Source organism: Massilia sp. UBA6681, from assembly GCF_002454935.1.
Taxonomy (GTDB): domain Bacteria; phylum Pseudomonadota; class Gammaproteobacteria; order Burkholderiales; family Burkholderiaceae_D; genus Telluria; species Telluria varians.
Window position 1 is genome coordinate 1 of record NZ_DKJX01000094.1, and the last position, 24,089, is coordinate 24,089.

Sequence of the window (24,089 nt, forward strand, 5' to 3'; positions counted from 1 at the left end):
CTGGCCGACATCGACGGGGCGGCGGCCAGCGAGGCAGCCAGGCAAGCCCGGGCGCTCGGGGTGCGCGCCTCCAGCCACCGCCTGGATGTGGCCGACCGCGCTGCCGTGCGCCTGCTGCCGGCCGAGGTGCTGGACCTGCACGGCCGGGTCGACCTGCTGGTCAACAATGCCGGTGTCGCGCTCGGCGGCAGCTTCGAGCAGGTGGCCGAAGAAGATTTCGACTGGCTCATGGAGATCAACTTCCATGGCGTGGTCCGGATGACGCGCGCCTTCCTGCCCCACCTCCACCGGAGCGACGACGCCCGCATCGTCAACCTCTCCAGCATCTACGGCATCGTCGCGCCGCCGGGCCAGAGCGCCTATGCGGCCAGCAAGTTCGCCGTGCGCGGTTTCAGCAATGCGCTGCGCCACGAGCTCGAGGGCAGTACGGTGGCGGTCAGCGTGGTGCATCCGGGCGGTGTGGCGACCGCGATCGCGCACAACGCGCGCGTGCCGAAAGACGCGCCGGAGCAGGACATCGCGCGCGGCCGCGCGAGCGCGCAGCGCCTGCTGCGCATGCCGCCCGAGCAGGCCGGCGAGATCATCGTGCGCGGCATCGAGCGGCGCCGGGCCCGCATCCTGGTCGGCGGCGACGCCAGGTTCGTCGCCCTGCTCGAACGCCTGAGCCCCGTCCATTACTGGCAACTCCTGAAGAAAGCGAGCGCACGATGAAGCTGCACCTCCTGTTGGCCGTCCTTGGCGGCTTCGCGCTGCTGCTCCTCCTGCTGGCCGCGTTCAGCCGACGCACCGCGCGCCGCATCGAGGCCTTCCTGCCGCCCGCCGGCAGCTTCGTCGAGGTGGAAGGCGTGCGCCTGCACGTACGCGACGAGGGACGCGGCCCGGCCATCCTGCTGATCCACGGGCTCGGCGGCCAGATGGCGCATTTCAACTACGGCGCCGTGCGCGCGCTGTCGAGCCGCTACCGCGTGGTGGCGGTGGACCGGCCGGGTTCCGGTTATTCGACGCGCCCTGACGGGATGGCGGCAGACCTGTCGACCCAGGCCCGCGCCATCGCCGCGCTGGTCGACAAGCTGGGACTGGTGCGGCCGACCGTGGTCGGCCATTCGCTGGGCGGCGCGACCGCGCTCACCCTGGCGCTCGAGCACCCGCGGCAGGTCGGCGCCCTGGCGCTGCTGGCGCCGCTCAGCCACGCGCCGCAGGCCGTGCCCGCCGTGTTCCGCTCGATGACCATCGAAACCGCTTGGCTACGCCGCCTGTTCGCGGCGACGCTGGCGGTCCCGCTCGGCATCGTCACGAGCAAGGGCATCCTGCGCGAGGTGTTCGGCCCGGAAAGCGCACCGCCCGACATCGCGACCCGCGGCGGCGGCCTGCTCGGCCTGCGCCCGGGAGCATTCCTGGCCGGCTCGGCCGACGTGCAGGCCCTGGCCGGCCACATGCCGCGCATCGAAGGCCGCTACGGCGAGCTGCGCATGCCTGTGCACGTGCTGTTCGGCCGCGGCGACCGCCTGCTCGACTGGCGCGCCAACGGCCAGGCGCTGGTGGACAAACTGCCGGATGGGCGGCTGCAACTGGTCGAGGGCGGGCACATGCTCCTGGTGACGCAGCCCGGGCTCACCGCAGGCTTCATCGAAGGCGTCGTCGCAGCGCGTGCGGTACTGGCAGGCTAATATGCCGCCCATGAACATCATCCAGACCCCTCGCCTGCTGCTGCGCACCTGGGAAGCGAGCGATGCCCAGGCCTTCTGGGAACTGAACCAGGACCCGCGCGTGACCAAGTTCCTGCCCGGCCCGCTCACGATGGCACAAGTGGAAGCCTTCATCGCCTCCCAGCAGGATCTGTACGCGCGCAGCGGCGCCTGCTATTTCGCCGTCACGCTGGCGGCAAGCGGCGAACTGGCCGGTTTCGTCGGCCTGAAGCGTCATGAAACCGGGCTGCCTTTCGCCCCCTGCACCGACATCGGCTGGCGTCTCGCGGCCCGCTACTGGGGCCAGGGTGTGGCCGGCGAGGCGGCGCGCGCCTGCCTGCGCTTCGGCTTCACGGAGCTCGGACTAAGCGAGATCGTTTCCTTCACGGTACCGGCCAACCTGCGCTCGCGCGCGCTGATGGAAAAGCTGGGCATGCGCGAAGACGCCGGGGGCGCGTTCGCGCACCCCGCCCTGGCGGCAGAGCACCCGCTGTCGCGGCACCTGCTGTACCGCCTGCGCAGCACGGAGGCGCCGGTCGGCGCCTGAAAATCCGTTTAGCGCTCGCGGGGCGCGGTGCCCTGGTCGTTCTGGTCGGAATCGGTCTGGCCGCTGGGCATGTTTCCCTGTTGGCCCGCCTGCTGGCCGGACTGCTGGCTGGATTGCTGACCCGACTGGCGGCTGGCGCCGCTGCCCTTGCCGATCCCTTCCATCCCGGTCTGGATCTGGCCGCCCTGGCTGCCGCCGCTGAAGGCCTGGTCGGCCTCCTGGTGGGTGGTGTCGCCGGCGAGCAAGTCGTCGGAGCGGCTGGCCGACTGCTGGCTGCCCTGCCCCTGACTGCCCATCTGCCCGATATCCCCGGTGCTACCGGTGCCCATGCTGTCGGCGCTGCTGGTGCCGTCGCGGGTTACCTGGTCGTAGTTGCGTCCTTTGGCGTCCTTGCCTTCGCTCTGCATCGACATGCTGGCCTCCTTGTCATGGAATAGTCGTTCCATGATAGTCCGGCCGGCGCCGCGCACGAATAGTCCGCGGCCGGAGGCGGCTGTAGGACCAGGCCGGCTGCTCAGGCCGTGACGCCCTGCTGTCCCAGGACTTGCACCAGGCTCTGCAGATCGTAGGGCTTGCGCAGCACCACCGCATCCGGCCAGTTCGCCACCTCCCCGTGCCCGGTGGCGAACACGATGCGCACGCCCGGCGCGTTGCAGCGCGCCTGCGCCGCGAGTGCATCGCCCCACATGCCAGGCAGCTGCACGTCGGTGATCAGGACGTCGGTGCCGGCCGTGATCAAGGGCAGCGCCGTCTCGGCGTCGGGCGCCGACTGCACCCGATGGCCCAGGTGTTCGAGCAGCGCCGCGGTGTTGGCGCGGATGTTCTCCTCGTCCTCGACCAGGACGATCGACAGGCTGCTGCTCCTGGCCTGCTCGACCGGCTGTACCGGCGGCGCCTCCGGCCGGCGCTTCTGCCCGGCCAGCACCTGGCGAATGCGCCGCGCCAGGCGCTCGCGGGTGTAGGGCTTGCCCAGCAGCTCGACGCCCGGATCCAGGCGGCCGCCGTGCACGATGGAATTCTCGGTATAGCCCGATGTGAACAGGACCGCCAGGTTCGGCAAGCGTTCGCGCGCCATGCGCGCCAGCTCGGGGCTGCGCAGGCGCCCCGGCATGACCACGTCGGTGAACAGCAGGTCGATCGGCACGCCGCTGTCGATCACCGCCAGCGCACTGGCGGCGTCGGGCGCCTTGAGCACGCGGTAGCCCAGGCCGGACAGCATCTCGACCACGGTGGCGCGCACCGCCTCGTCGTCCTCGGCCACCAGGATGGTCTCGCTGCCGCCCACGGCCTGCTGCGACTCGACCGGACCGAGCGGCTCCTCGGCGGCCGTCGAGCGCGGCAGGTAGAGCTTGACGGTGGTGCCCTGCCCCACCTCGCTGTAGATCTTCACGTGGCCGCCGGACTGCTTCACGAAGCCGTACACCATCGACAGGCCCAGCCCGGTGCCCTTGCCTTCTTCCTTGGTCGAATAGAAGGGCTCGAAGGCGCGGCTGGCGACTTCCGGCGGCATGCCGCAGCCGGTGTCGGTCACCGCCAGCATCACGTACTGGCCGGGGATCACGTCGCCGTGGGCGCGGCAGTACAGGTCGTCGAGCACCGCATTGGTGGCTTCGATCGTCATGCGCCCGCTGCCGTCCATCGCGTCGCGCGCGTTGATGGCCAGGTTCAGCAGCGCGTTCTCGACCTGGGCCACGTCGACCGCCGTGTTCCACAGGCCGCCGGAGATCACCATCTCGATCTCGATCTCTTCGCCCAGCGAGCGGCGCAGAAGGTCTTCCATGTTCGCCACCAGGCGGCTGATCCTGATGACCTTGGGCTCGAGCGGCTGGCGGCGCCCGAAGGCCAGCAGGTAGCTGGCCAGCTTGGCGCCCTTGTCCACCGCCGAGCGCGCGCTCTCGATCCAGCGCACGCAGTCGGTCGATGCCGCGCCGCGCGTCGCCTCGGCCATCTGCAGCAGTTGCAGGTTGCCGGAGATGATCTGCAGCAGGTTGTTGAAGTCGTGCGCCACGCCGCCGGTCAGCTTGCCGATGGTTTCCATCTTCTGCGATTGCTGCAGCGCCAGTTCGGTGCGGCGGATGGTCTCGAGCTGCTCGCGGTCGGCCGTAATGTCGCGTCCGATCGCATGCACGTAGCGCTCGTCCGGGGCCGCGGTCCAGGACAGCAGGCACCAGTCGCCGTCCTTGCGCCGGTAGCGGTTCTCGAACTTGTTCACGTAGTTGCCCCGTCCCAGCGCCGCCATCTGGGCAATGGTAGAGGAGCGGTCCTCGGGATGCACCAGGTCGAGGAAGTTCTTGCCGAGGATGTCGGTCTCCTGCCAGCCCAGCAGCGCGCCGAAGGCCGGACTGACGGCTTCGACCCGGCCGTCGAAGGCGCACACCAGCAGGATGTCCTTGGACAGCCGCCACATGCGGTCGCGCTCGGCCGTGCGCAGGGCCACCTGGCCCTGCAGGTCGTCGTTCAGGGCGGCGTAGCGCTGCGCGGTGTTCTTCTGTTCCTCGATGTCGGTATTGGTGCCGACCCATCCCGTCACTTGCCCATCGTCGCCGCGCAGCGGCAATGCGCGGTTCAGGTGCCAGCGATAGCTGCCGTCGGCACGGCGCAGCCGTGCCTCCGCCTCGAACAGCACGCCGGTCGCCACCGATTCGGTCCAGCGGGTGCGCAGCGCGTGCAGGTCGCCCGGGTGGATCATGCGTCCCCAACCGTCCGCCAGCAGCTCCTCGTAGCGGTAGCCGCTGTAGTCGAAGATCTTCTCGTTGAACCAGTTCAGCTTGCCGTCGGCGTCGGCGGCCCAGACCTGGGCCGGCATGGCTTGCGCGAAAGTGCGGAAACGCGCCTCGCTCTCGCGTACCGCCCGTTCGGCAAGCACGCGCTCGGTGACGTCGTTGCCCTGTACGAAGATCCCGATGACGGCGCCCGCGTCGTCGCGCACCGGCTGGAACACGAAGTCCAGGTAGTGCTGGCGGCTGCCGCCGTCGGCGCCGGTGAGCCAGATCCCGGTCTCGACCCCGGTATGGGGCAGCCCCGTGGCGTAGACCTGGTCGAGCAAGGACAGGAAGCCCTGGGAGGCGATTTCGGGCAAGACCTCGCGCACGCTGCACCCGATGATGTCGGCGCGCTGCACCAGCCCGAGGTAGGCTTCGTTGACCAGTTCATAACGGTGATCGGGACCGGTGAGCATGGCCATGAAGCCGGGCGCCTGGGCGAACATGGCGCGCAGGCGCTCCTGCACCCCGGCCTGCTGGCGCTGCGCGCGCACCTTGTCGGTGGTCTCGACCACCAGCGCCAGCACCCCGGCGACGCTGCCGTCATCGGCGACGATCGGCGAATAGTCGAGGCTGAGCCAGACCAGTTCGGGCACGCCATGGCGGCGCAAGTCGAGCTCGGCGTCCTGGTAAGACAGCGTGCCGCCAGCCATGCAGACCCGCATCACGTTTTCGTTGAAGGCCGCCTCGTCGGGCCAGCTTTCGCGCACGGGCACGCCCAGCTGTTGCGGATGGCGCTCGGCGGCAATGCGGGCATAGCCGTCGTTGTAGATCATGGTGCCGTCCTGGCCCCACATGGTCACCATCGGTACCGGCGAACGCAGGATCAGGTCGACCGTGTTGCGCAGCAGCGGCGGCCAGCCGGCGATGGGTCCGAGACTGGTGGCGCTCCAGTCGAATGCGTCGATGAGCTTGCCAAGTTCGCCTCCGCCCTGGGCGAAGGGTCTGGATATTGCGACTTCCGGGTGCGCCATGCTGGTTCGTTTCCGTTTGTAGAACGGCAATTGTAATATCCCGGTGCATACAATGAAACACGAATGTGTCGTGTCATTACGCGCGCAAGACACAACCGATCCGCTGACGGTATGTACAATCCTGCCATCGCCCCACCCGGCACCCGCAGAAAGCATGCATGACACCCGATCTTCGCGCCCTGGTCATCTTCGCCGATTCGTCGCTGCACCGCTCGCGCATCAGCCGCCGGATCGCCGATGCCCTCGCCGGCCTGCCCGGGGTCCAGGTGCAGGACCTGTACCAGCTGTATCCGGATTTCTACATCGACGTGCGCCGCGAACGCGAGCTGCTCAAGGCGGCGCCGCTGGTCGTGTTCGTGTTCCACCTCGGCTGGTATGCGATGCCTGCCCTGCTCAAGGAGTGGTTCGACAGCGTGTTCAAGCCTGCCTGGGCGGCCGCCAAGCCGGGCCGCCTGGCGGGCAAGCGCGCTTTCGCGGCGGTGGCCTGCGCCGGCAGCGCCCTCGATTACCGGCCCGGCGGCCTGCACGGGCGACCTTTGGCGGACTACCTGGCGCCGCTCGCGCAGAGCGCCAGCGCCTGCGGCATGGACTGGCTGGCGCCGCAAGTGTTCTACGAGGCCGATGCGCCCGACGGCGGCGCGGCCGGAAGGCATGCGGAGGCACTGCGCGCGCTGCTGGTGCGCCTTGCCGGCGCGGACGACGCCAGGGGAGGCGCCGATGGAACATGACATGCTGCTCAATGCGCTGGTCTACCTGGCCGCGGCGGTGGTCGCGGTGCCCATCGCCAAGCGCCTCGGCCTGGGCGCGGTGCTGGGCTACCTGCTGGCCGGGATCGCCATCGGCCCCTGGGGCCTGGGCCTGATCCGCGAAGTCGAGGACATCCTGCATTTCGCCGAATTCGGCGTGGTGCTGCTGCTGTTCGTGATCGGCCTCGAGCTCGAGCCGCGCCGCCTGTGGGCGCTGCGCCGCTCGATCTTCGGCTGGGGCACGCTTCAGGTGCTGGGGGTGACCGCGGCGCTGCTGCCGGCGGCGCTCGCCGCCGGCTTCGGCTGGAAGGCCGCCCTCATCGCCGCCCTCGGCCTGTCGCTGTCATCGACCGCGATCGCGCTCACCACCATGCAGGAACGGAACCTGATTCCGACCCCGGCCGGCCAGGCCGGTTTCTCGATCCTGCTGTTCCAGGACATCGCCGCGATCCCGATGATCGCCCTGCTGCCGCTGCTGGGCGTGCCCGATTCGCACCCCGACAGCGGCTGGAGCGGCCTGTTGCTGCCCGCAGCCGTGATCGGCGGCCTGGTGCTGGCCGGCCGCTTCCTGGTCCGGCCGCTGCTGCGCTTCATCGCGCGCACCGGCCTGCGCGAGATCTTCACGGCGTTTGCCCTGCTGCTGGTGATCGCGATATCGCTCCTGATGGCCTGGAGCGGCATGTCGATGGCCCTGGGCGCATTCATGGCCGGCGTGCTGCTGGCCGATTCCGAATACCGCCACGCGCTCGAGGCCGACCTGGAGCCCTTCAAGGGCCTGCTGCTCGGGCTGTTCTTCATCGCGGTCGGCATGTCGGTCGACTTCGGCGTGCTGCTGGCCCAACCCGGGCGGATCGTCCTGATGGCGGCGGCTTTTCTTTCGATCAAGCTGGCGCTCCTGTGGCTGCTGGCGCGCTTCTTCGGCATGGCGGGGCGCCAGCGCGTGCTGTTCGCCTTCCTGCTGTCGCAGGGAGGCGAGTTCGCCTTCGTGGTGTTCGGCGCGGCGGTGACAAGCCGGATATTCGCGCCGGAAATCGCGTCCACGCTGGTGCTGGTGGTGGCGCTGTCGATGCTGGCCACGCCGCTGCTCCTGATCCTGTACGACCGCGTGCTGGAGCCGCGCTGGCAGCGCTTGCGCCGGCGCGAGCCCGACGCCATCGACGCCAACCAGGGCCACGTGATCATCGCCGGCTTCGGGCGCTTCGGCCAGATCGTCGGCCGCCTGCTGCACGCCAACCAGGTGCCGCTGACCATGCTCGACCACGACCCCGACCAGATCGACACGCTGCGCCGGTTCGGTTTCAAGGTCTTCTACGGCGACGCCACCCGCATCGACCTGCTGCACGCGGCCGGCGCCGACCACGCGCGCGCCCTGGTCCTGTCGGTCGACGGCGTCGAGGACAGCCTGAAGCTGGCCGCCGCCGTGCGGGCCGAGTTTCCCGAGCTGCCGATCCTGGCGCGCGCCCGCAACGTCACCCATTACTACGAGCTGATGGAACTGGGCGTGACCGTGATCGAGCGCGAGACCTTCGAATCCGCGCTCATGCTGGGCCGGCGCGTGATGGAGGAACTCGGCTTCGGCGCCTATTTCGCGCGCCTGGCCGCCATGCGCTTTCGCGAGCACAACCTCAAGAGCGTGCGCGAGGTCTACCCCTATTACAAGGACCGCGAGCAGTACGCCTCGATGGCGCGCCGTGCGCGCGAGGAGCTGCATGCGATGTTCGAGCGCGACTTCGTGGCCATCCGCGCCGAGCGCGAAGCGCAAGGCGACGAGGACTGCGACGGGGAAGATGGGCGCGGCGGCGGCCGCGGTAGTGATTGAACAAGGCCCGGGCGCTTACACGCGTAAAGTTGTCTATACGAGTGTCGTAATTTCGTTCTGCCGGAGCAGTTTCCGCGCGGAAATGGATATACTCCGCCCGTGGCCAGCAGGCCCGCATCCCACCAGCAGCGGCTACGCCGCGACATTCTTAACTACCTTGGATAATTCCACCTCCTCGCCGGACGGGCTGGCCGCGCTCGCCGAAGAGAACTCGGCCCTGATCGATAACGCGCTCGACCTGATGGTCGTGTTCGACCCGGACGGCCGCGTACTGCGCGTGAACGCCGCGGCGCGCGCCCTGCTCGGCTACGAGCCGTGCGAGCTCGTCGGCCTGCATTTCAATGACCTGATCCATCCGGAGCAGCACGCGCAAGCCCTGCATATCGAGGATGGCCTGCGGACCAGGGATCCGGCGCGCCCCGACATCGTGGTGCGCCTGCGGCGCAGGGACGGCCGCGAGATCCAGCTGTCGGTTGCCGCCCGCTGGTCGGAAGCGCACCAGCGCACCTTCGTGATCGCGCGCGACGTCACCGGCCAGCAGGAGGCGCGCGCCGCGCTGGAGCGTTCCGAAGCGGCGCTCAACAGCATGCTGGAGAGCATCGGCGATGCCTTTTTCGCCATCGACAGCGGCTGGCGCCTCACCTATGCCAACCAGAAGGCGGGCGACTTCGTCGGCGTCGACGCGGCCGGCGCGATCGGCCACCCCCTGCTGGAGATCGCCCCGGACCTGCTGCTTTCCGCTTCCCTGCCACGCTACCAGCGCGCCATGGAGACGCGCCAGCCCGATACCTTCGAAACCTTCTGGGAACCGCGCCAGGTCTGGATCGAAGTGCGCGTGTATCCGCACGCGGACGGCATCTCGGTCTACTTCCACGAGATCACCACCAGGCGCGAGGCCGAACACCGGCTGCGCAAGAGCGAGCAGCGCTTCCGCAAGCTGTTCAACCAGGCCGGCGACAGCATCATGATCGTCGACGGCGCGCTGCGCATCGTCGCGGTCAACGACCAGGCATGCGCCCGCTTCGGTTACCGCCGCGAGGAGTTCCAGGGCATGCTCGCCACCGACATCAACTTCGGCTTCGCCGAGGGGCGCGCGCTGCTCGAAGGCCTGCGCGCCGGCCAGGCCCAGTTGCTGCGCACCGACAAGCGCTGCAAGGATGGCAGCGTGTTCCCGGCGGAAGTGCAGATCTCGCGCTTCGACGACGAAGGCGAGGAATTCTTCCTGGCCGTGATCCGCGACCTCAGCGACCGCGCCGAGGCCGAGCGCCAGCTGCGCGAAAGCGAACAGCGCTTCCGCGAGGTCATCGAGATGACGCCCGCAGGCTACCTGCTGGCCGGCCGCGACGGTCTGCTCCTGGATGCCAACCCGGCCCTGTGCGCGCTGTCGGGTTATCCGCGCGAGATGCTGCTCGGGCTGCGCCTGGCCGAGCTGTTCGTGTCCTTCCCACTGGCCTCGCTGGAAACCGGGGAGCCGCGGCCCGCCACGGTGCAGGGCGTGGAAGCCGTGCTGCGGCACCGCCACGGCGCCGACATCCATGTGCTGTTCAACGGCAGCATCAAGCGCGACCTTGACGGCCACGCGCTCTCGCTCACCGGCTTGATGACCGACATCACCGGACGCAAGGCGGCCGAGAGCCGTCTGCAGGAACTGGCCACCCACGACACCCTGACCGGCCTGCCCAACCGCGCCCTGCTCGGCGAGCGTGTCCAGCAGATGCTCGACGCCTGCCCCTATGGGTCGTCGGTGGCGGTGATGTTCCTCGACCTCGACCGCTTCAAGGAAGTCAACGACTCCTTCGGCCACGAGATGGGCGACGTGCTGCTGTGCGAAGTCGCCGCCCGCCTGCGCCGGGTGATCCGCCCCACCGACATCATCGCCCGCCTCGGCGGCGACGAGTTCGTGGTGGCCGCGCATTGCGCCAGCGGCCAGAAGGCCGCGGCGAGTATCGCCGACAAGCTGCTCGACCTGCTTACCGCGCCCGTCAAGATCGGCGGCATCGACGTGATCGTCGGCGCCTCGATCGGCATCAGCATGTATCCGCAGGATGCCCAGACCCGCGAAATCCTGTTCCAGACCGCCGATACCGCGATGTACCGCGCCAAGAACGCCGGCCGCAACCGTTACCGCTTCTTCGAGCCGGAAATGACGGTGGCCACCCAGGCGCGCATGGCGCTCGAGGTCTCGCTGCCCCCGGCGCTGGCGCGCGGCGAGTTCGAGCTGCACTACCAGCCGCGCTACGCGCTGTGCACGGCCAGCCCGGGCGGGGTCGCCCTGCACGGCATGGAAGCGCTGATCCGCTGGAACCACCCCGAGCGCGGCCAGGTTCCGCCGCAGCAGTTCATCGGGATCGCCGAGGAGACCGGGCTGATCGTGGGCATCGGCCGCTGGGTGCTGGAAGAAGCCTGTATCCGCACGCGCGAGCTGATGAAGGAATGCGGGCGCAAGGTGGTGGTGTCGGTCAACGTGTCGGCGCGCCAGATGGCCCAGGCGGCGTTTGCCGCCGAGGTGCGCGAGATCCTGGCGAGGACCGGCTTGAAGCCCGACTGCCTCGAGCTCGAGCTGACCGAAAGCGCCCTGATCGAGGACATCGAGCACACCGCCGCGGTGCTGCGCGAACTCAAGCGCCTGGGCGTCAAGCTCGCGGTCGACGATTTCGGCACGGGCTATTCGAGCCTGGCCTACCTGCGCCGCTTCCCGATCGACGTACTCAAGCTCGACCGCTCCTTCCTGATGCAGCAGGACGAGAACGTGGCCACGGTCGACTTCGTGAAGGCTTTCGTCGACATGGCGCACGCGCTCGGCATGGCCGTGGTGGCCGAAGGCGTCGAGACCGCCGAGGTGCTGGCCTTCCTGCGCGCGGCGCATTGCGACCAGGCCCAGGGCTACTACCTGGCGCGCCCGATGCCGCTGGCGCGGCTGCGGGCCCTGATCGGCGGGCACGCCGGCGCCACATCAACGCACCGGGGCAATTTTCCGGCCAACAAGACGGACAAGGTATGATGGCAATTCCCCACCACTGCTGCTGCGCAGCTCCGGAATCGACGACATGAACAGGACCGCCGGCAGTACCCGGATCTCCACCCAACTGATGCTCGTGTTCGCGGCGCTGGCCCTGGCGATCGTGCTGGTGCTGGCCCTGGTCCTGAACCGGCTCGCGACCGAACGCTCGGAAGACGAGCTCGGACACCAGTTCGCGGAAATCGCCCTCCAGACCACCGACAAGCTCGACCGCACCCTGTTCGAGCGCTACCGCGAAGTGCGCCTGCTGTCGATCCAGGCCGGGCTCGCAGGCGGAGGCCTCGACGTGGCAGCCAAGCGCCGCTTCCTCGAGGAGATGCAGAAGACCTATCCCTACTACGCCTGGCTCGGCATCACCGACCCCGACGGCCGGGTGCTGGTCTCCGCCAACCGCCTGCTGGAAGGCGCGGACGTGTCGGCGCGACCCTGGTATGCCAACGCCTTCAAGGGCAAGCACCTGACCGACGTGCACGAGGCTGTGCTGCTCAGCAAACTCCTTCAGCCCGCCGGCGGCGAGCCAATGCGCTTCATCGACATCGCCTTTCCCTACCGCGACGCGGCGGGCCGGGTGGCGGGCGTCCTGGGCGCCCACCTCAGCATCGACTGGGCGCGCGACATCGAGCAGTCGGTCATGCGCCCGCTCCTGACCCGGCGCCGCCTCGAGGCGCTGGTGGTGGGGCCGGAGATGAACGTCATCATCGGTCCCGCGCAAATGGTCGGCACGCGCCTGGTTCCGGGCGGCAAGGGCCTGGCGGGCACCGGGCAGAACGGCTACGCGGTCGAGAGCTTCGGCGACGGCAAGACCTACCTGGTGGGCTACAGCCGCAGCCAGGGCCATAGTTTCGCGCCCGGACTCGACTGGACCGTGCTGGTGCGCCAGGAAACCAGCGAGGCCTATGCGCCGATCGCCGAGTTCCGGCGCCAGGTGATCGGCATCGGCCTGGTGATTGCGCTGCTGGCGGCGCTGCTCGCCGCGCTGCTGGCGCGGCGCATCTCTCAGCCGCTGGGCGTGCTGGCCGAGACGGCGCGCCGCATCGAAGCCGGCGAGATCCAGGACATCGAGGACGTGCGCGGCGGCTACCGCGAGATCGGCATGCTGCGTATCGCGCTGCGCTCCCTGATCGGCAAGCTGCAGGCCAACGAAGGCGCCATGCGCCAGGCCGCGCGCCGCAAGGACGAATTCCTGGCGACGCTCGCCCACGAACTGCGCAACCCGCTGGCGCCGATCTCGGTCGCCGCCGAACTGCTGTCGCTGGCGCCGCCCGACGCCGCCCAGCAAAAGCGCTACGGCGCCATGATCGGGCGCCAGGTACGCCACATGACCGACATGATCGACGACCTGCTCGACGTCTCGCGCGTCACGCGCGGCGAGATCAAGCTGGACCGTCGCCCCATCAGCCTGCAGGAAGTGGTGGCGGAAGCGGTCGAACAGGTGATGCCGCTGGTGAGCTCCAAGAAGCACCTGCTGGCGCAGGCGATCGCGCCGGCGCCGGTCCTGGTGCCGGGCGACCGCACCCGGCTGGTGCAGGTGGTCGCCAACCTGCTGAACAATGCGGCCAAGTATACGCCCGAGGGCGGGCGCATCGACCTGGCCCTGTCGATCGACGGCGGCCGCGCCCGCCTCAGGGTGCGCGACAACGGCATCGGCATGTCGGCCGACCTGATCGAGCACGCCTTCGAACTGTTTACCCAGGAAACCCGCAAGACCGACCTGAGCCTGGGCGGCCTGGGCGTCGGCCTGGCGCTGTCGAAGCAGCTCGTGACCCTGCACGAAGGCGAACTGACGGTCAGGAGCGCCGGCCAGGGTATGGGCAGCGAATTCACCGTGTCGCTGCCCTTGTTGGACGAACTTGCGCCGCCCTCCACGCCCGCGCAAGCGCGGCCGGCGCCTGCCGAGGCCCCGCCAGGCGGCCTGGTGCTGATCGTGGACGACAATACCGACGCGGCCGACACCCTCGGCCTGCTGGCTTGCTCGCTCGGCCACGAGGTTCTGGTCGAATACGGCCCGCTGGCGGCGCTGGAACGCGCGCGCCTCCGCCCACCCCGGATCTGCCTGCTGGACATCGGGATGCCGGTCATGGACGGCTACGAACTCGCCGGCCGCCTGCGCGCCCTGCCCGGAATGCGCGATGCACTGCTGGTTGCCGTCACCGGCTACAGCCAGGAGGACGACCGCAGGCGTGCGCTGGGGGCGGGCTTCGACGAGCATCTCGCCAAGCCGGTCGACATCGAGCGCCTGAGCGCCCTGTTGGCGGCACGGTCGCGGTCGGCGGCGGAAACGGTGTAGGATGCGCCAGGTGCACATTCGGACAGGAAGGCGATGAAACCGGAAATCGCGGTGCTTGGAAACGTATGGCCAGACGCAGCCTTGTCTGCGCTGGCGCTTGAATTCACTTGCCATGTGATGGGACGCATGTCGCCCGCCGAACAGGCGCGCTTCTTCGACGGCGCAGCGAGCCGCGTGCGCGCGGTGCTCACCAGCGGCACCGTCGGCATCGATGCCGCCACCGCGGCGCGCTTCCCCGGTCTCGAGATCGTGGCCGTGCACGGAGTCGGGCTGGATGCCGTCGACCTGCCGGCGATGGCGGCGCGCGGCGTCGTCGTCACCAATACGCCGGACGTGCTGACCGAGGACGTGGCCGACCTTGCAGTGACCCTGCTGCTCACGGCGTCGCGGCGCCTGCTCCAGCTCGACCGCTACGTGCGCGCCGGCCACTGGCCGGAGAAACGCCCCTTGCTGCCCTCGCGCAGCCTGCGCGGCAAGACCGCCGGCATCTACGGCTACGGCCGTATCGGCCAGGCCGTCGCCAACCGCCTGCGTGGCTTCGGCATCGATATCCGCTATTTCCAGCGCAGCGCCGGGCCGGAGCAAGGGCTGCGCAGCGCCTCGCTGCGGGAACTGGCCGCCGCCAGCGACTACCTGGTGGTGTGCGCGCCGGGCGGGCCTGACACCCGGCACGCCGTCGACGCGGCGGTGCTCGATGCGCTCGGACCCGAAGGCATCCTGGTCAATATCGCACGCGGCAGCGTGGTCGACGAGGCGGCGCTGGTCCAGGCGCTGTCCTCGGGGCGCCTGGGCGCGGCCGCGCTCGACGTCTTCGAGGACGAGCCGCAGGTACCGGCGGCCCTGCGCGCCCTCGACAACACGGTGCTGAGCCCGCACGTCGGCAGTCTCACGGTCGAGGCGCGCCTGGCGATGCGCACGCTGTGTTTCGACAACCTGCGCGCGCACTTCGCCGGCAGGCCGGCGTTGACCCCGGTCCTGCCCTGAGCTTCCCGTTTAGGGCACCAGTCCCGCTGGCGCCGGCTGGCGCGTGAAGGTCGGGCCCGCCGTGGTGGGGCGGCCGCCATCCCACACCAGGCGGTCGATGCACATGCGGCGCCCCGTCATTGCCGTGTCCCAGGCGTGGTACACGATCCAGTCCTGGCTGCCGTCCGGCGAGGTGGTGAAGGAATTGTGGCCGGGGCCGATCACGTTCCCGGGGCGCGAGCGCATCAGGAGGGCTTCGTCGCTGCCCTCGGGCCGGGTGAACGGCCCCAGCGGATGGTCGGCCACCACGTAGCTGAGCCCATAGTTTTCCTTCTCCCAGGCGCCGCCGCTGTAGAAGCAGTAGTACCTGCCGCCGTGATGCAACACCGAGGCGCCCTCCACCGTGTGCCAGTCGTAGACCGCGTCGTACATCGCCCGCCCCTTCTTGAACAGGTGCCAGTCGGCATGCGGGCGCGCCACCGTGCGCGGCTCGCCCGCCAGGCGGTCCATGCTCACCAGGCGGTCGACCACGATGCCGGTGCCGATGCGGTGGTCGTCCTCCAGGTCGAGGAAGTCGACGCAATAGTACAGATACCACTGGCCGTCCTTGTCGCGAAAAGGATGGGCGTCGATCGAGAACTGCAGGTTCGGCACCAGCAGCACCCCCTGGTCGACGAAAGGACCGACCGGATTGTCGGCCACCGCCACGCGCAGCTTCTGGTGCTTGCCCTCGACGTCGCCGCGCGAGTAATACATCCAGAACTTGCCCTCGCTAAAAGCGACTTCCGGCGCCCAGAAGTGGTCGTTGCCCGGATCGGCGGGCGCCGAGATCGCAAAACCTGCGCGGTGCCAGTCGACCAGGTCGTTCGACACCAGCACCGGGAAGCGCCCGCCGCCGGGGCCGTCGGGTGCGGTGCCGTAGGCGTAGTAGCGGCCTTCGTGCTTGAGCACGAAGGGGTCCGCCATGATCTCCGGATAGACCGGGTTGCAATAGGTCTTCTGCATCGGGCCCCCTTACATTTGATAGCGCAGGCTCAGGCCATAGGTGGTCGGGTTGTAGCGGATGTCGCGCGGGCGAATCGGGTCGCCCAGGTAGCTCTCGTAACACTCTTTAGTCAGGTTGATCGCGTCGAAGTTCAGCGTCAGGTTCGGCGTGATGGCGTAGCCCAGGCTCAGGTCGACGTAGGTCGAGGCCTTGACGATGCGGTCCTGGCCGAAGCGCGGCTCGGCGATCTGCTCGACGTACTTGCCGCGCCGGGTCGCCGCCAGGCGGCCGGTCCAGCCGCCGTATTCGTAGAGCAGCGCGAAGTTGTAGCTGCTCTTCGCCACGTCGATCAGCGGCGTGGTGCGGTACTCCCCGGCCGCGTTGCGGGTCTGGTTCTCGCCGTCGGTCCAGGTGTAGTTGAACTGCGCGCCCAGGCCGCTCCAGGCGCCCGGCAGGAAGTCGAAGAACTTCTGGATCCCGAATTCGGCGCCCTTGAGCTTGCCCTTGCCCGAATTCTGCGGACGCGTCACCCGGTAGTTGACGCCGTTGATGGTTTCGTTCCCCTCGATGCGCTGCAGGTAGCCGTCGATATCGCGGTGGAACAGGGCGATCTGGGCGAAGCCGTTGTCCTTGAAGTAGTACTCGAGCGTGGCGTCGCTGTTGATCGATTCGGTCGGCGAGAGCTGCGGATTGCCCGCCGAGCCCGTGCCCGGCGCATTCACGGTCGGCGGAATCAGCGACAGCGCAGGGTTCAGGTCGGTGAATGCCGGCCGGGTGATGGTCTTGCCGATGCTGAGGTGCGACTGCAGGCGATCGGTCCAGTTCAACACGGCCGACAGGTTCGGCAGGAAGTTGGTTTCGTCGCTGTCCTCGTTGATCGGGGTGATGGTGTCGCCCACGCGCAGGTTGCCTTCCAGCTTGCGGTCGACCTTGACCAGGCGTCCGCCGACGTTGCCGGTCACGCCGACCGTGCCCAGCTGCGCCTTCCAGCGCGCGCCCAGGTGCAAGGTGGCGGTCCGCTCGCGCTGCTCGAACAGGCGCATCGGGTCGTCCGCCACGCGGCCGGCCGGCTGGCCATAGAAGGCGCGCACCTGGTCGGCCTGGTCGATCAGGAAGTCGCGCGAGGGGGTGTACCACGGGCCGCCGAGGCGGTCCAGGCCCGGCACCAGGCTCTGGAAGGACGGGCCGAGGGCTGCCACCGGCGACGGGCGGACGCCGCCCGGCAGGTCGTTGGCGCGTTCGCCGCCATGGAAACTCACGTCGCGATTGGACAAGCGGATGCCGCCGATCAGCGCGGTGATGAATCCGTCGCCCAGGCGGTACACGGCGTCGGTCCGGAATTGGGTCTGCTTGCCGCGCGACTCGCCCCAGTTCTGCACCATGCCGCGCAGGACGAACTGGTTGGGGTCGCGCAGCGCATTGCTGCTGGCAGGGGTGGTGATCGCGTTGTAGCCGCCATGGCCGTCGCGCCCGTAGGTGTAGACCGAGGAGCTGGCGCCCGGGATCTGCTGGTCGACGATCACGGTGTCGTTGACGTAGTCCGAACGGCTGAAGGCCAGGTTGCTGTCCACCGACAGCGGGCCTTCCCGGTACTTGGCGGCGAAATTCAGGTAGTGGGTGGCGGTGTGCTCCTTCACGCCCCAGGTGCTGGTGGCGGTGTACGGATCCCAGTCGTAGGGGCCGCCGAAGCGGGCGGCCGGCGCGCTGGCGGCCTGGATCGGGCAGATCACGCCGGCGGGCGTGTTGCAGTAGTCGCCCTGCGGCGCCAGCACCACGTTGGTCAGGCGCGGCGTCCAGGTGGCGATGTTGAGGATGTAGTCGACTTCGTTCCTGGTGCCGTAGCCGGTGCCGAGGTACTGGGCAGACAACTCTGTCTGGGGACTGACTTTCCACTGGAGCGCGGCATGGACGCTGCCGCGCTCGCGGTCGCCCGCGTTGTAGATGCCGCCGATGTTGGGCAGTTCGCCCAGCCGGTCGCCCGCGCGCAGCGGCGCGATCGGCTGGTCGTCGTTCAGGCGGGTGGCGGTGCCGTCCTGGCTGACGGAAAAGATGCGGTCGGGCCGGTCGACCCACTGCACCGGCATGGCCCAGTTTTCCTTGTTGTAGGCGACGTCGACCAGCACGCCGATCTCGCCGACGCCGGTCTCCCAGCGCTTGCTCATCAGGATGCCGCCGCCCGGATTGGTCTTCTCCTTGCGTGCTTCGCTGCCCTCGACATACTGGCGTCGACCCTCGAGGAAGCCGCTGACGGTATAGCCTTTGAAGTCGAAAGGCGCGCGCAGGCGGACGTTGACGGCGCCGGCGATGCCGCCCTCGAACTGGTTGGCGGTGGCCGACTTGTACACGTCCAGCCCGGCGATCGACTGCACCGGCAGGTCCTGGTAGGACAGGCGCCGGCCGGTGCCGGTAAAGATCTCGTTGCCCTCGAAGGTCGTGGCCACGTCCGGCAGGCCGCGGATGATCACGCTGCTGGTCTCGCCGCGGTCGCGGCCCACCTGCACGCCGGCGATGCGCTGCAGGGCGTCGCCGGCGGCGCGGTCGGGGAACTTGCCGATGTCGTCGGCGTTGATCGAGTCCACCACCTGCTCGCTGTCGCGCTTGATCTGCTCGGCGGAGCGGATGCTGCTGCGGATGCCCGCCACCGTCACCGTGGCGATGCCGCCGCCGGCCGGAGCCGGCGCCGCCGTGGCGCTGTCGGCGGTCGGCCGGCTGGCCTGGTCCGACTGGGACTGGTCAGTGCTCTGGGTCGTTTCCTGGGCGGCGGCGAAGCCGATGTGGGCGCACAACAGCATGACGGCCGCGCAGACTGGCCGGACTTTCAAGGTGCTCATCGAGGTCTCCTGGGTCGATGGCCGTGCCTGCGTCATGGGGCGGACGGGCCGGCCGATATTCGTGTCATTATTAGTCATAATTTATGACCAATATGACAAAAGCTATCCGATTTCGCACCGCGATGGCGCACTCGAGACCGCTTCAGAACAGGCCGCGCGAGGCCACCGAATCGCGCGCCACCACAGGGCAATCCATCTTCATGGCGGTGCGCCGGGAGATGCCGCCGTGCACTTGCGCGATCAAATTTTCTGCTGCCCAGCGCCCCATTTCGTAGTTTGGTAACAACACTGTGGTGAGCGGCGGCTGGGTATAGCGGGCGATATCCTGGTCGTCGTAGCCGACCACCGACACCTGAGCCGGCACGTCCATGCCCAGTTCGCGCACCGCCTCGATGGCGCCGACGGCCATCAGGTCGTTGGCGCAGAACAGCGCGCTCGGCGGATCGGGCAAGGCCAGCAGCGCCTGGGCGTGGGCGTGGCCGCTGCTCACCTGCCAGTCCCCTTCCCGTACCAGTTGCGCGTCGAACGGGATGTCGCGGCTCGACAGGGCCTGGCGGTAGCCTGTCAAGCGCTCGGCGGCAGCGTCGATCCAGCCTTCGCCGTTGATGAAGCCGATGCGCCGGTGGCCGGCCTCGATCAGGTGCATGGTGGCGGCATAACCGCCCAATACCTCGCTCGGCACCACCGAGGAGAACTGGCGCTCGCGCCTTTCCTTCTGGTGGCAGTTCAGGAGCACGGTCGGCACCTGCGCCAGCCGCGCCGGCACCGTCACCGCGCGCGTGAAGATGGTGGCGTAGACCACGCCCAGCAGCGCGGGGTCAAGCAGCACGCGGGCCAGGATCGCCCCTTCGTACTCCGGATCGTTGCGGGTGGCGTACACCGAGAGCAGGCAGTCGTGCTCCCAGGCGCCGTCGCGGGCGCCGTCGATGGTGGTCATCGCATGCGGGCTGGTGGACAGTTCGTCGGTGAGGTAGACCACCAGGTTGCGGGCCTGGGCCGGCGCAGGATGGCCCAGGCGTTCCACCGGATAGCCGATTTCGCGCGCGATGCGCAGCACCTTGTTGCGCGTCGCGCTCGATACCTTGGCGCCGCTCATGTGGTTGATCACCAGCGACACGGTGGACTGCGACACCCCGGCCAGCTTGGCGATGTCGGTCATGGTGGGCCGCCGCGTGCGGCCCGGATCGCTCATGCCGGCAGGGGCGCGCGCGGCAGCGCGGCGCCGTCGGCATCGAACAGGTGGCCGTGGCCCGGCTCGAAGGCGAGCGTGACGCGCTCGCCGCGCTCGGGGCACACGCTGTCGGGGCGGCACTTGAGCGCGACCATCTCCGCCAGGCCCTCGACCTGGGCGTAGACGATGGTGGAGTCGCCCAGGTATTCGACCAGGGCCACCGTGGCCGGAATGCCGCCCCCATCGATTCCTTCCAGGCGCAGGTGTTCGGGGCGCACCCCCAGTGTCACGGCGGCGCCGGGCGCGGCGCGCCCCGCATCCGCGGCTACGTCGACGAGCGTGCCGCCGGCCAGGCGCACGTGCACCGCCGGCCCCTCCTCGCCCGCCAGCATCCCCGGCAAAAAGTTCATGCGCGGCGAGCCGAGGAAACCGGCCACGAAACGGTTGGCCGGACGCTCGTACAGCTCCAGGGGCGTGCCGGCCTGCTCGATGCGGCCGCCGTTGAACACCACGATCTTCTGGCCCAGGGTCATGGCCTCGACCTGGTCGTGGGTCACGTAAATCATGGTGGCGCCCAGTTCCCGGTGCAGGCGCGCCAGCTCGACCCGGGTCTGGCCGCGCAGTGCCGCATCCAGGTTGGACAGCGGCTCGTCGAACAGGAAGACCTCGGGTTTGCGCACGATGGCGCGCCCGATCGCGACGCGCTGGCGCTGGCCGCCCGACAGCGCCTTCGGCCGGCGCTCGAGCAGGTGGCCGATCTGCAGGATCTCGGCGGCGCGACCCACCCGCTCGGCGATCTCCGCACGCGGCACGCCGGCCAGCTTGAGGGCGAAGCCCATGTTCTCGGCCACCGTCATGTGCGGGTACAGCGCATAGCTCTGGAACACCATGGCGATGCCGCGCCGGGACGGCTCGACGTCGTTGCAGACCCGTCCCCCGATTTCCACCGTGCCGGAACTGACGTCTTCCAGGCCGGCGACGATGCGCAGCAGGGTCGACTTGCCGCAGCCCGAGGGACCGACCAGCACCACGAACTCGCCGTCGGCGATGTCCAGGTCGACGCCCTTGATGACCAGGTTGTCCTCATACTGTTTCGTGATGCCCTGCAGGCGCACTGATGACATGGATTCTCCGCTTGATTACCGAACCTATCCTTTTAATCCCGTGGCCGCCAGGAAGCCGTGGGTAACGCGGCGCTGGAACAGCACGTACGCGAGCGCCACTGGCAGCGCGCCCATCAGCGCCGCCGCCATCAGCTGGGCGTAGCGCACCCCGAAGGCGTCATAGGTCTGGGTCAGGCCCAGCGGGATGGTCATCATGTCGTTCGAGGTGACGATGATGAAGGGCCACAGGAAGTTGTTCCAGGCGCCGATGAAGGTGACGATCGCCATCGCCCACACGATGTTGCCGGATACCGGCAGGTAGACGCTCCACAGGATGCGCAAGGGTCCGGCGCCGTCCATCACGGCCGCTTCGCGAAAGTCGCTTGGCACGGCGTCGAAGAACTGCTTGAACACGTAGATCACCACGGGCGCCACCACCTGGGGCAGCACGATGCCGGCGTAGCTGTTGATCAGGCCGAGCTGGTTCATCATCCGGAACAGCGGCACCAAGAGCGCCTCGAAAGGCACCAGGAAGGCCAGCATGGTGATGGCGAACACCAGGCCGCGGCCCCTGAAGCGCAGCTGGGAAAAGGCATAGGCCGCCATCAGGGACAGCGCCATGGTCACGATCGTCACCAGGAGCGCCACCAGGGCGCTGTTGAACAGCCAGCGCCCGACGTTGCCGGCCGCAAGCACCTTGGCGAAGGCTTCCAGGGTCCAGTCCTGCGGCAGCCAGTGGAATACGGCGGACACCGTCTCGTGCTCGGGCCGTAGCGCAGTGCTCATGGCCCACAATAGCGGCGCCACCCACATCGCCGCCAGCAGCAGCGCCGCAAGCGCGCCGATAACGGTCCAGCCCACGTTCCCGGGCGCTTTTGCGTGCATCCTCATGCATCCCTCCGCGCCAGCCAGCGCACGAAGCCCGCCTGGGCCAGCGACAGCGCGATCACGATCGCGACGAAAGCCACCGCGATGGCGGCCGCGTACCCCGCATCGCTCTGGGTGAAGGCGGTCTCGTACATGTAGTGCAGGGTGACCCGGGTGGTGTTGAACGGCCCGCCCGTGGTCATGATGTAGGTTTGCCCGAAGATCTTCATCGAGGCGATCAGCTGCAGCACCAGCGCCATCCCGACCACCGGGCGCAGCGCCGGCCAGGTGATGGTGCGAAACAGGGTGAGGCCGCGCGCGCCGTCCAGGCTGGCCGCCTCGTACAGCTCGGCCGGAATGTTGCGCAGGCCGGCCAGGAACATCAGCATGTTGAAGCCCACGGTCCACCAGATGGTGCCGATGGCAACCATCGGCATGGCCCAGGTCAGGTCGGCGAACCAGGCGCGCTGCATGCCGAGCACGTAATTGACGACTCCGGACGACGGCTGCAGCATCCAGTCCGCGATCAGGGTCATGACCGAGATCGGCAGCACATAGGGCAGGAAGAAGGCGCCCTGCAGCCAGCCGCTCGCCCTGGTGAAGCGGTTCACCAGCAGCGCCATGAGCAGGCCGAGGGCGGTCAGCGGAATCACCGTCAGCAGCGCGAAGTAGAAGGTGTTGCCGACCGCCGCCCAGAACGAGGGGTCTTGCACCAGCGTGACATAGTTGTCGATGCCGATGAAGGCATTGGTGCGCGTCAGGCTGCTCTCCGTCAGGCTCATGTAGAAGGTATCGAGCGCCGGCAGGAAGAAGAACAGGAGGAAGGCGAGCGCGAAGGGCGCCAGCAGCATCGCCGCCGGCAATCCATCGCCGCGCCTGGCCTGGGTCGAACGGGCAGATGCCATGCTGGCTCCTAGTAGCGCGGCGGGCGCTTCTTGATCATGCGCGCCGCCTCGGTTTCGAACATGCGCAGGGCCTGCGCAGGCGTGAGCTGCGACGACAGCGCCGCCGGCAGGTATTTCGAGGCCATCGCCTCGAGCGGCCCGGCCGCCCCCATGTACCAGGCGTCCGGGTCGTAGATCACGTGGCGCGGCACGTCTGCGTACAGCCGGTTCGGCATCAGGGCCTGGGCAGCGGGCGACTCCGCCACCGGCCGGTAGGCCAGCACATGCCCGCCCTCGGCCCAGCCGAACGAGTTCTTGCTCACGAACGCAATGAAGCGCATCACGGCGCGCGCCTTTTCGGGCGACATGGGCCGCCCCTCGTTGGCGGGAATGGCGAAGGCGTGCGAATCGGCCCAGACGCTGTCGTTGCCGTACATGCGCGGCAGCGGGACGATGCCGTATTCGAAGCCGAGGGTGCCGCTTCTCGTTGAACGCACCATCTCCGGCACCTCCCACACGCCGTTGATCATGAAGCCGGCGTTGCCGCCCATGAACTGGCTGGTGGAGGCCGCGTAGTCCAGGCCCGGCTGGGCGTATCCCTGCTGGAACCAGCGCGCCACGCGCGCCAGCGAATCGGCGCCCACCGGGCCGTAGGCGAAGCGCCCGTTCTGGATCAGGGGCGCGTTGCGTTGCGCCAGCATCGAGATCCACAGGCGCCAGATCGCATAGGAACTCTGGCTGCTTTCCATCGTCATGCCGGGCCGCCCGGTGGCCTGGCGCACCGCGCGGAAGGCGTCGCCCAGCGCGTCGATGCCCTGGATCGGCTTGAGCGCGCCGGACGCGTCGAGCAGGCCGGCCTGTCCGACCAGCGTCTTGTTGTAGTACAGGACCAGCGGATGCAGGTCGAGCGGGATCGCATAGGTGCGACCCAGGTGCTGGGATTTCTGCCACTGGCGCGGATAGAAATCGCCCGGCTGCAAGCCGCTTGCAGCGAGCTCCTGCGGGGCGATCGGGCGCAGCACGCCGCCGCCGGCCAGGTTGGTCATGCGCGACAGGTGCACGGTGGCGATGTCCGGCCCGGCCCCGACCACCGATGAGGTGATCAGCTTGGTGTAGAAGGGTTCGCCCCACTTGAGCGTGGTGCTGGTGACGCGCACCTCCCGCTGGCTGGCATTGAAACGCTCGACCAGCGCCGACATGCGCGCGCCGTCGCCGCCGCTCAGCAGCGTCCACATGCGCACCTCAATCTGCGCTTTGGCGGACATGGGCGCGCACAGGGCGCATGCGATCGCCGCGCCGGCGAGGCGCACCGTGAATGAGGTCAAGCCTGTCTCCTGGGTCGTTCTCGTTGGGGTGCCACTGTTTTTATCATTAATACTAGCAAATAATTATTAACAAGGGCTGTCCTGTAGGCATCAGACCCGAGGGTGTAGAATCCTTGCTTTG

Annotated in this window: 17 protein-coding genes; 8 read left to right on the forward strand and 9 right to left on the reverse strand. The window is 68.7% G+C overall.

Features of this window, described 5'->3' with window-relative positions:
* The 3 genes from B2R83_RS16630 to B2R83_RS16640 form a co-directional block, all read left to right on the forward strand.
* Positions 1-711: SDR family NAD(P)-dependent oxidoreductase (locus tag B2R83_RS16630; protein ID WP_292043625.1), on the forward strand; the 711-nt coding region annotated here is incomplete at its 5' end.
* A complete protein-coding gene (locus tag B2R83_RS16635) occupies positions 708-1,667 on the forward strand; it encodes an alpha/beta fold hydrolase (protein WP_292043628.1) in 960 nt (319 codons plus the stop codon). The genes B2R83_RS16630 and B2R83_RS16635, both read left to right, overlap by 4 nt.
* Positions 1,668-1,677: 10 nt before the next feature.
* Positions 1,678-2,232 (forward strand): GNAT family N-acetyltransferase, encoded by a 555-nt coding sequence (locus tag B2R83_RS16640; RefSeq protein WP_292043630.1) that lies wholly within the window; start codon positions 1,678-1,680, stop codon positions 2,230-2,232.
* A gap of 8 nt (positions 2,233-2,240) precedes the next feature.
* On the opposite strand, the gene B2R83_RS16645 is transcribed toward B2R83_RS16640, so the two are convergent.
* Both B2R83_RS16645 and B2R83_RS16650 read right to left on the reverse strand, forming a co-directional pair.
* Entirely contained in the window at positions 2,241-2,678 is a 438-nt protein-coding gene (locus tag B2R83_RS16645; RefSeq protein WP_292043632.1) for a hypothetical protein, read from the reverse strand.
* Positions 2,679-2,746: 68 nt separating this feature from the next.
* Positions 2,747-5,968: a hybrid sensor histidine kinase/response regulator gene (locus B2R83_RS16650; RefSeq protein ID WP_292043634.1), complete on the reverse strand. Its 3,222-nt coding sequence runs from the start codon at positions 5,966-5,968 to the stop codon at positions 2,747-2,749.
* Positions 5,969-6,126: 158 nt separating this feature from the next.
* Here B2R83_RS16650 and B2R83_RS16655 point away from each other — a divergent pair, with 158 nt between their 5' ends.
* From B2R83_RS16655 to B2R83_RS16675, 5 genes are all read left to right on the forward strand, one after another.
* Positions 6,127-6,696 carry an NAD(P)H-dependent oxidoreductase gene (locus tag B2R83_RS16655; protein ID WP_292043636.1) on the forward strand — a complete coding sequence of 190 codons (570 nt, stop codon included), beginning with the start codon at positions 6,127-6,129 and terminating at the stop codon, positions 6,694-6,696.
* Positions 6,686-8,533 (forward strand): glutathione-regulated potassium-efflux system protein KefC, encoded by a 1,848-nt coding sequence (gene kefC, locus B2R83_RS16660; RefSeq protein ID WP_292043637.1) that lies wholly within the window; start codon positions 6,686-6,688, stop codon positions 8,531-8,533. Before B2R83_RS16655 ends, kefC begins: the two co-directional genes overlap by 11 nt.
* Positions 8,534-8,690: 157 nt before the next feature.
* Positions 8,691-11,534, forward strand: a complete 2,844-nt coding sequence (locus tag B2R83_RS16665; RefSeq protein WP_292043639.1) for a sensor domain-containing protein — start codon at positions 8,691-8,693, stop codon at positions 11,532-11,534.
* 46 nt (positions 11,535-11,580) lie between these two features.
* On the forward strand, positions 11,581-13,839 hold the full coding sequence (locus B2R83_RS16670; RefSeq protein WP_292043640.1) for an ATP-binding protein: 2,259 nt from the start codon (positions 11,581-11,583) through the stop codon (positions 13,837-13,839).
* 126 nt (positions 13,840-13,965) lie between these two features.
* On the forward strand, positions 13,966-14,823 hold the full coding sequence (locus B2R83_RS16675) for a 2-hydroxyacid dehydrogenase (protein ID WP_292043641.1): 858 nt from the start codon (positions 13,966-13,968) through the stop codon (positions 14,821-14,823).
* Positions 14,824-14,832: 9 nt separating this feature from the next.
* Here B2R83_RS16675 and B2R83_RS16680 read toward each other — a convergent pair whose 3' ends face one another.
* From B2R83_RS16680 to B2R83_RS16710, 7 genes are all read right to left on the reverse strand, one after another.
* Positions 14,833-15,807: a glycoside hydrolase family 43 protein gene (locus tag B2R83_RS16680; protein ID WP_292043642.1), complete on the reverse strand. Its 975-nt coding sequence runs from the start codon at positions 15,805-15,807 to the stop codon at positions 14,833-14,835.
* Positions 15,808-15,816: 9 nt separating this feature from the next.
* Positions 15,817-18,618, reverse strand: a complete 2,802-nt coding sequence (locus B2R83_RS16685) for a TonB-dependent receptor (RefSeq protein ID WP_292043643.1) — start codon at positions 18,616-18,618, stop codon at positions 15,817-15,819.
* 142 nt (positions 18,619-18,760) lie between these two features.
* A complete protein-coding gene (locus tag B2R83_RS16690; RefSeq protein ID WP_292043644.1) occupies positions 18,761-19,777 on the reverse strand; it encodes a LacI family DNA-binding transcriptional regulator in 1,017 nt (338 codons plus the stop codon).
* Between the two features lie 29 nt (positions 19,778-19,806).
* Positions 19,807-20,913, reverse strand: a complete 1,107-nt coding sequence (locus B2R83_RS16695; RefSeq protein ID WP_292043645.1) for an ABC transporter ATP-binding protein — start codon at positions 20,911-20,913, stop codon at positions 19,807-19,809.
* A 24-nt stretch (positions 20,914-20,937) separates the two neighbouring features.
* On the reverse strand, positions 20,938-21,783 hold the full coding sequence (locus B2R83_RS16700; protein WP_292043647.1) for a carbohydrate ABC transporter permease: 846 nt from the start codon (positions 21,781-21,783) through the stop codon (positions 20,938-20,940).
* Entirely contained in the window at positions 21,780-22,664 is an 885-nt protein-coding gene (locus tag B2R83_RS16705; RefSeq protein WP_292043649.1) for a carbohydrate ABC transporter permease, read from the reverse strand. Before B2R83_RS16705 ends, B2R83_RS16700 begins: the two co-directional genes overlap by 4 nt.
* An 8-nt stretch (positions 22,665-22,672) precedes the next feature.
* Positions 22,673-23,968, reverse strand: a complete 1,296-nt coding sequence (locus B2R83_RS16710) for an extracellular solute-binding protein (RefSeq protein ID WP_292043652.1) — start codon at positions 23,966-23,968, stop codon at positions 22,673-22,675.
* Between the last annotated feature and the right edge of the window lie 121 nt (positions 23,969-24,089).

Excerpts from the sequence above, each read along its gene's own strand:
- B2R83_RS16635 (WP_292043628.1), top strand. The coding sequence starts at position 708 with ATGAAGCTGCACCTCCTGTTGGCCGTCCTTGGCGGCTTCGCGCTGCTG.
- B2R83_RS16640 (WP_292043630.1), top strand. The coding sequence starts at position 1,678 with ATGAACATCATCCAGACCCCTCGCCTGCTGCTGCGCACCTGGGAAGCG.
- B2R83_RS16645 (WP_292043632.1), bottom strand. The coding sequence starts at position 2,678 with ATGGAACGACTATTCCATGACAAGGAGGCCAGCATGTCGATGCAGAGC.
- B2R83_RS16650 (WP_292043634.1), bottom strand. The coding sequence starts at position 5,968 with ATGGCGCACCCGGAAGTCGCAATATCCAGACCCTTCGCCCAGGGCGGA.
- B2R83_RS16655 (WP_292043636.1), top strand. The coding sequence starts at position 6,127 with ATGACACCCGATCTTCGCGCCCTGGTCATCTTCGCCGATTCGTCGCTG.
- kefC (WP_292043637.1), top strand. The coding sequence starts at position 6,686 with ATGGAACATGACATGCTGCTCAATGCGCTGGTCTACCTGGCCGCGGCG.
- B2R83_RS16670 (WP_292043640.1), top strand. The coding sequence starts at position 11,581 with ATGAACAGGACCGCCGGCAGTACCCGGATCTCCACCCAACTGATGCTC.
- B2R83_RS16675 (WP_292043641.1), top strand. The coding sequence starts at position 13,966 with ATGTCGCCCGCCGAACAGGCGCGCTTCTTCGACGGCGCAGCGAGCCGC.
- B2R83_RS16680 (WP_292043642.1), bottom strand. The coding sequence starts at position 15,807 with ATGCAGAAGACCTATTGCAACCCGGTCTATCCGGAGATCATGGCGGAC.
- B2R83_RS16685 (WP_292043643.1), bottom strand. The coding sequence starts at position 18,618 with ATGAGCACCTTGAAAGTCCGGCCAGTCTGCGCGGCCGTCATGCTGTTG.
- B2R83_RS16690 (WP_292043644.1), bottom strand. The coding sequence starts at position 19,777 with ATGACCGACATCGCCAAGCTGGCCGGGGTGTCGCAGTCCACCGTGTCG.
- B2R83_RS16695 (WP_292043645.1), bottom strand. The coding sequence starts at position 20,913 with ATGTCATCAGTGCGCCTGCAGGGCATCACGAAACAGTATGAGGACAAC.
- B2R83_RS16700 (WP_292043647.1), bottom strand. The coding sequence starts at position 21,783 with ATGAGGATGCACGCAAAAGCGCCCGGGAACGTGGGCTGGACCGTTATC.
- B2R83_RS16705 (WP_292043649.1), bottom strand. The coding sequence starts at position 22,664 with ATGGCATCTGCCCGTTCGACCCAGGCCAGGCGCGGCGATGGATTGCCG.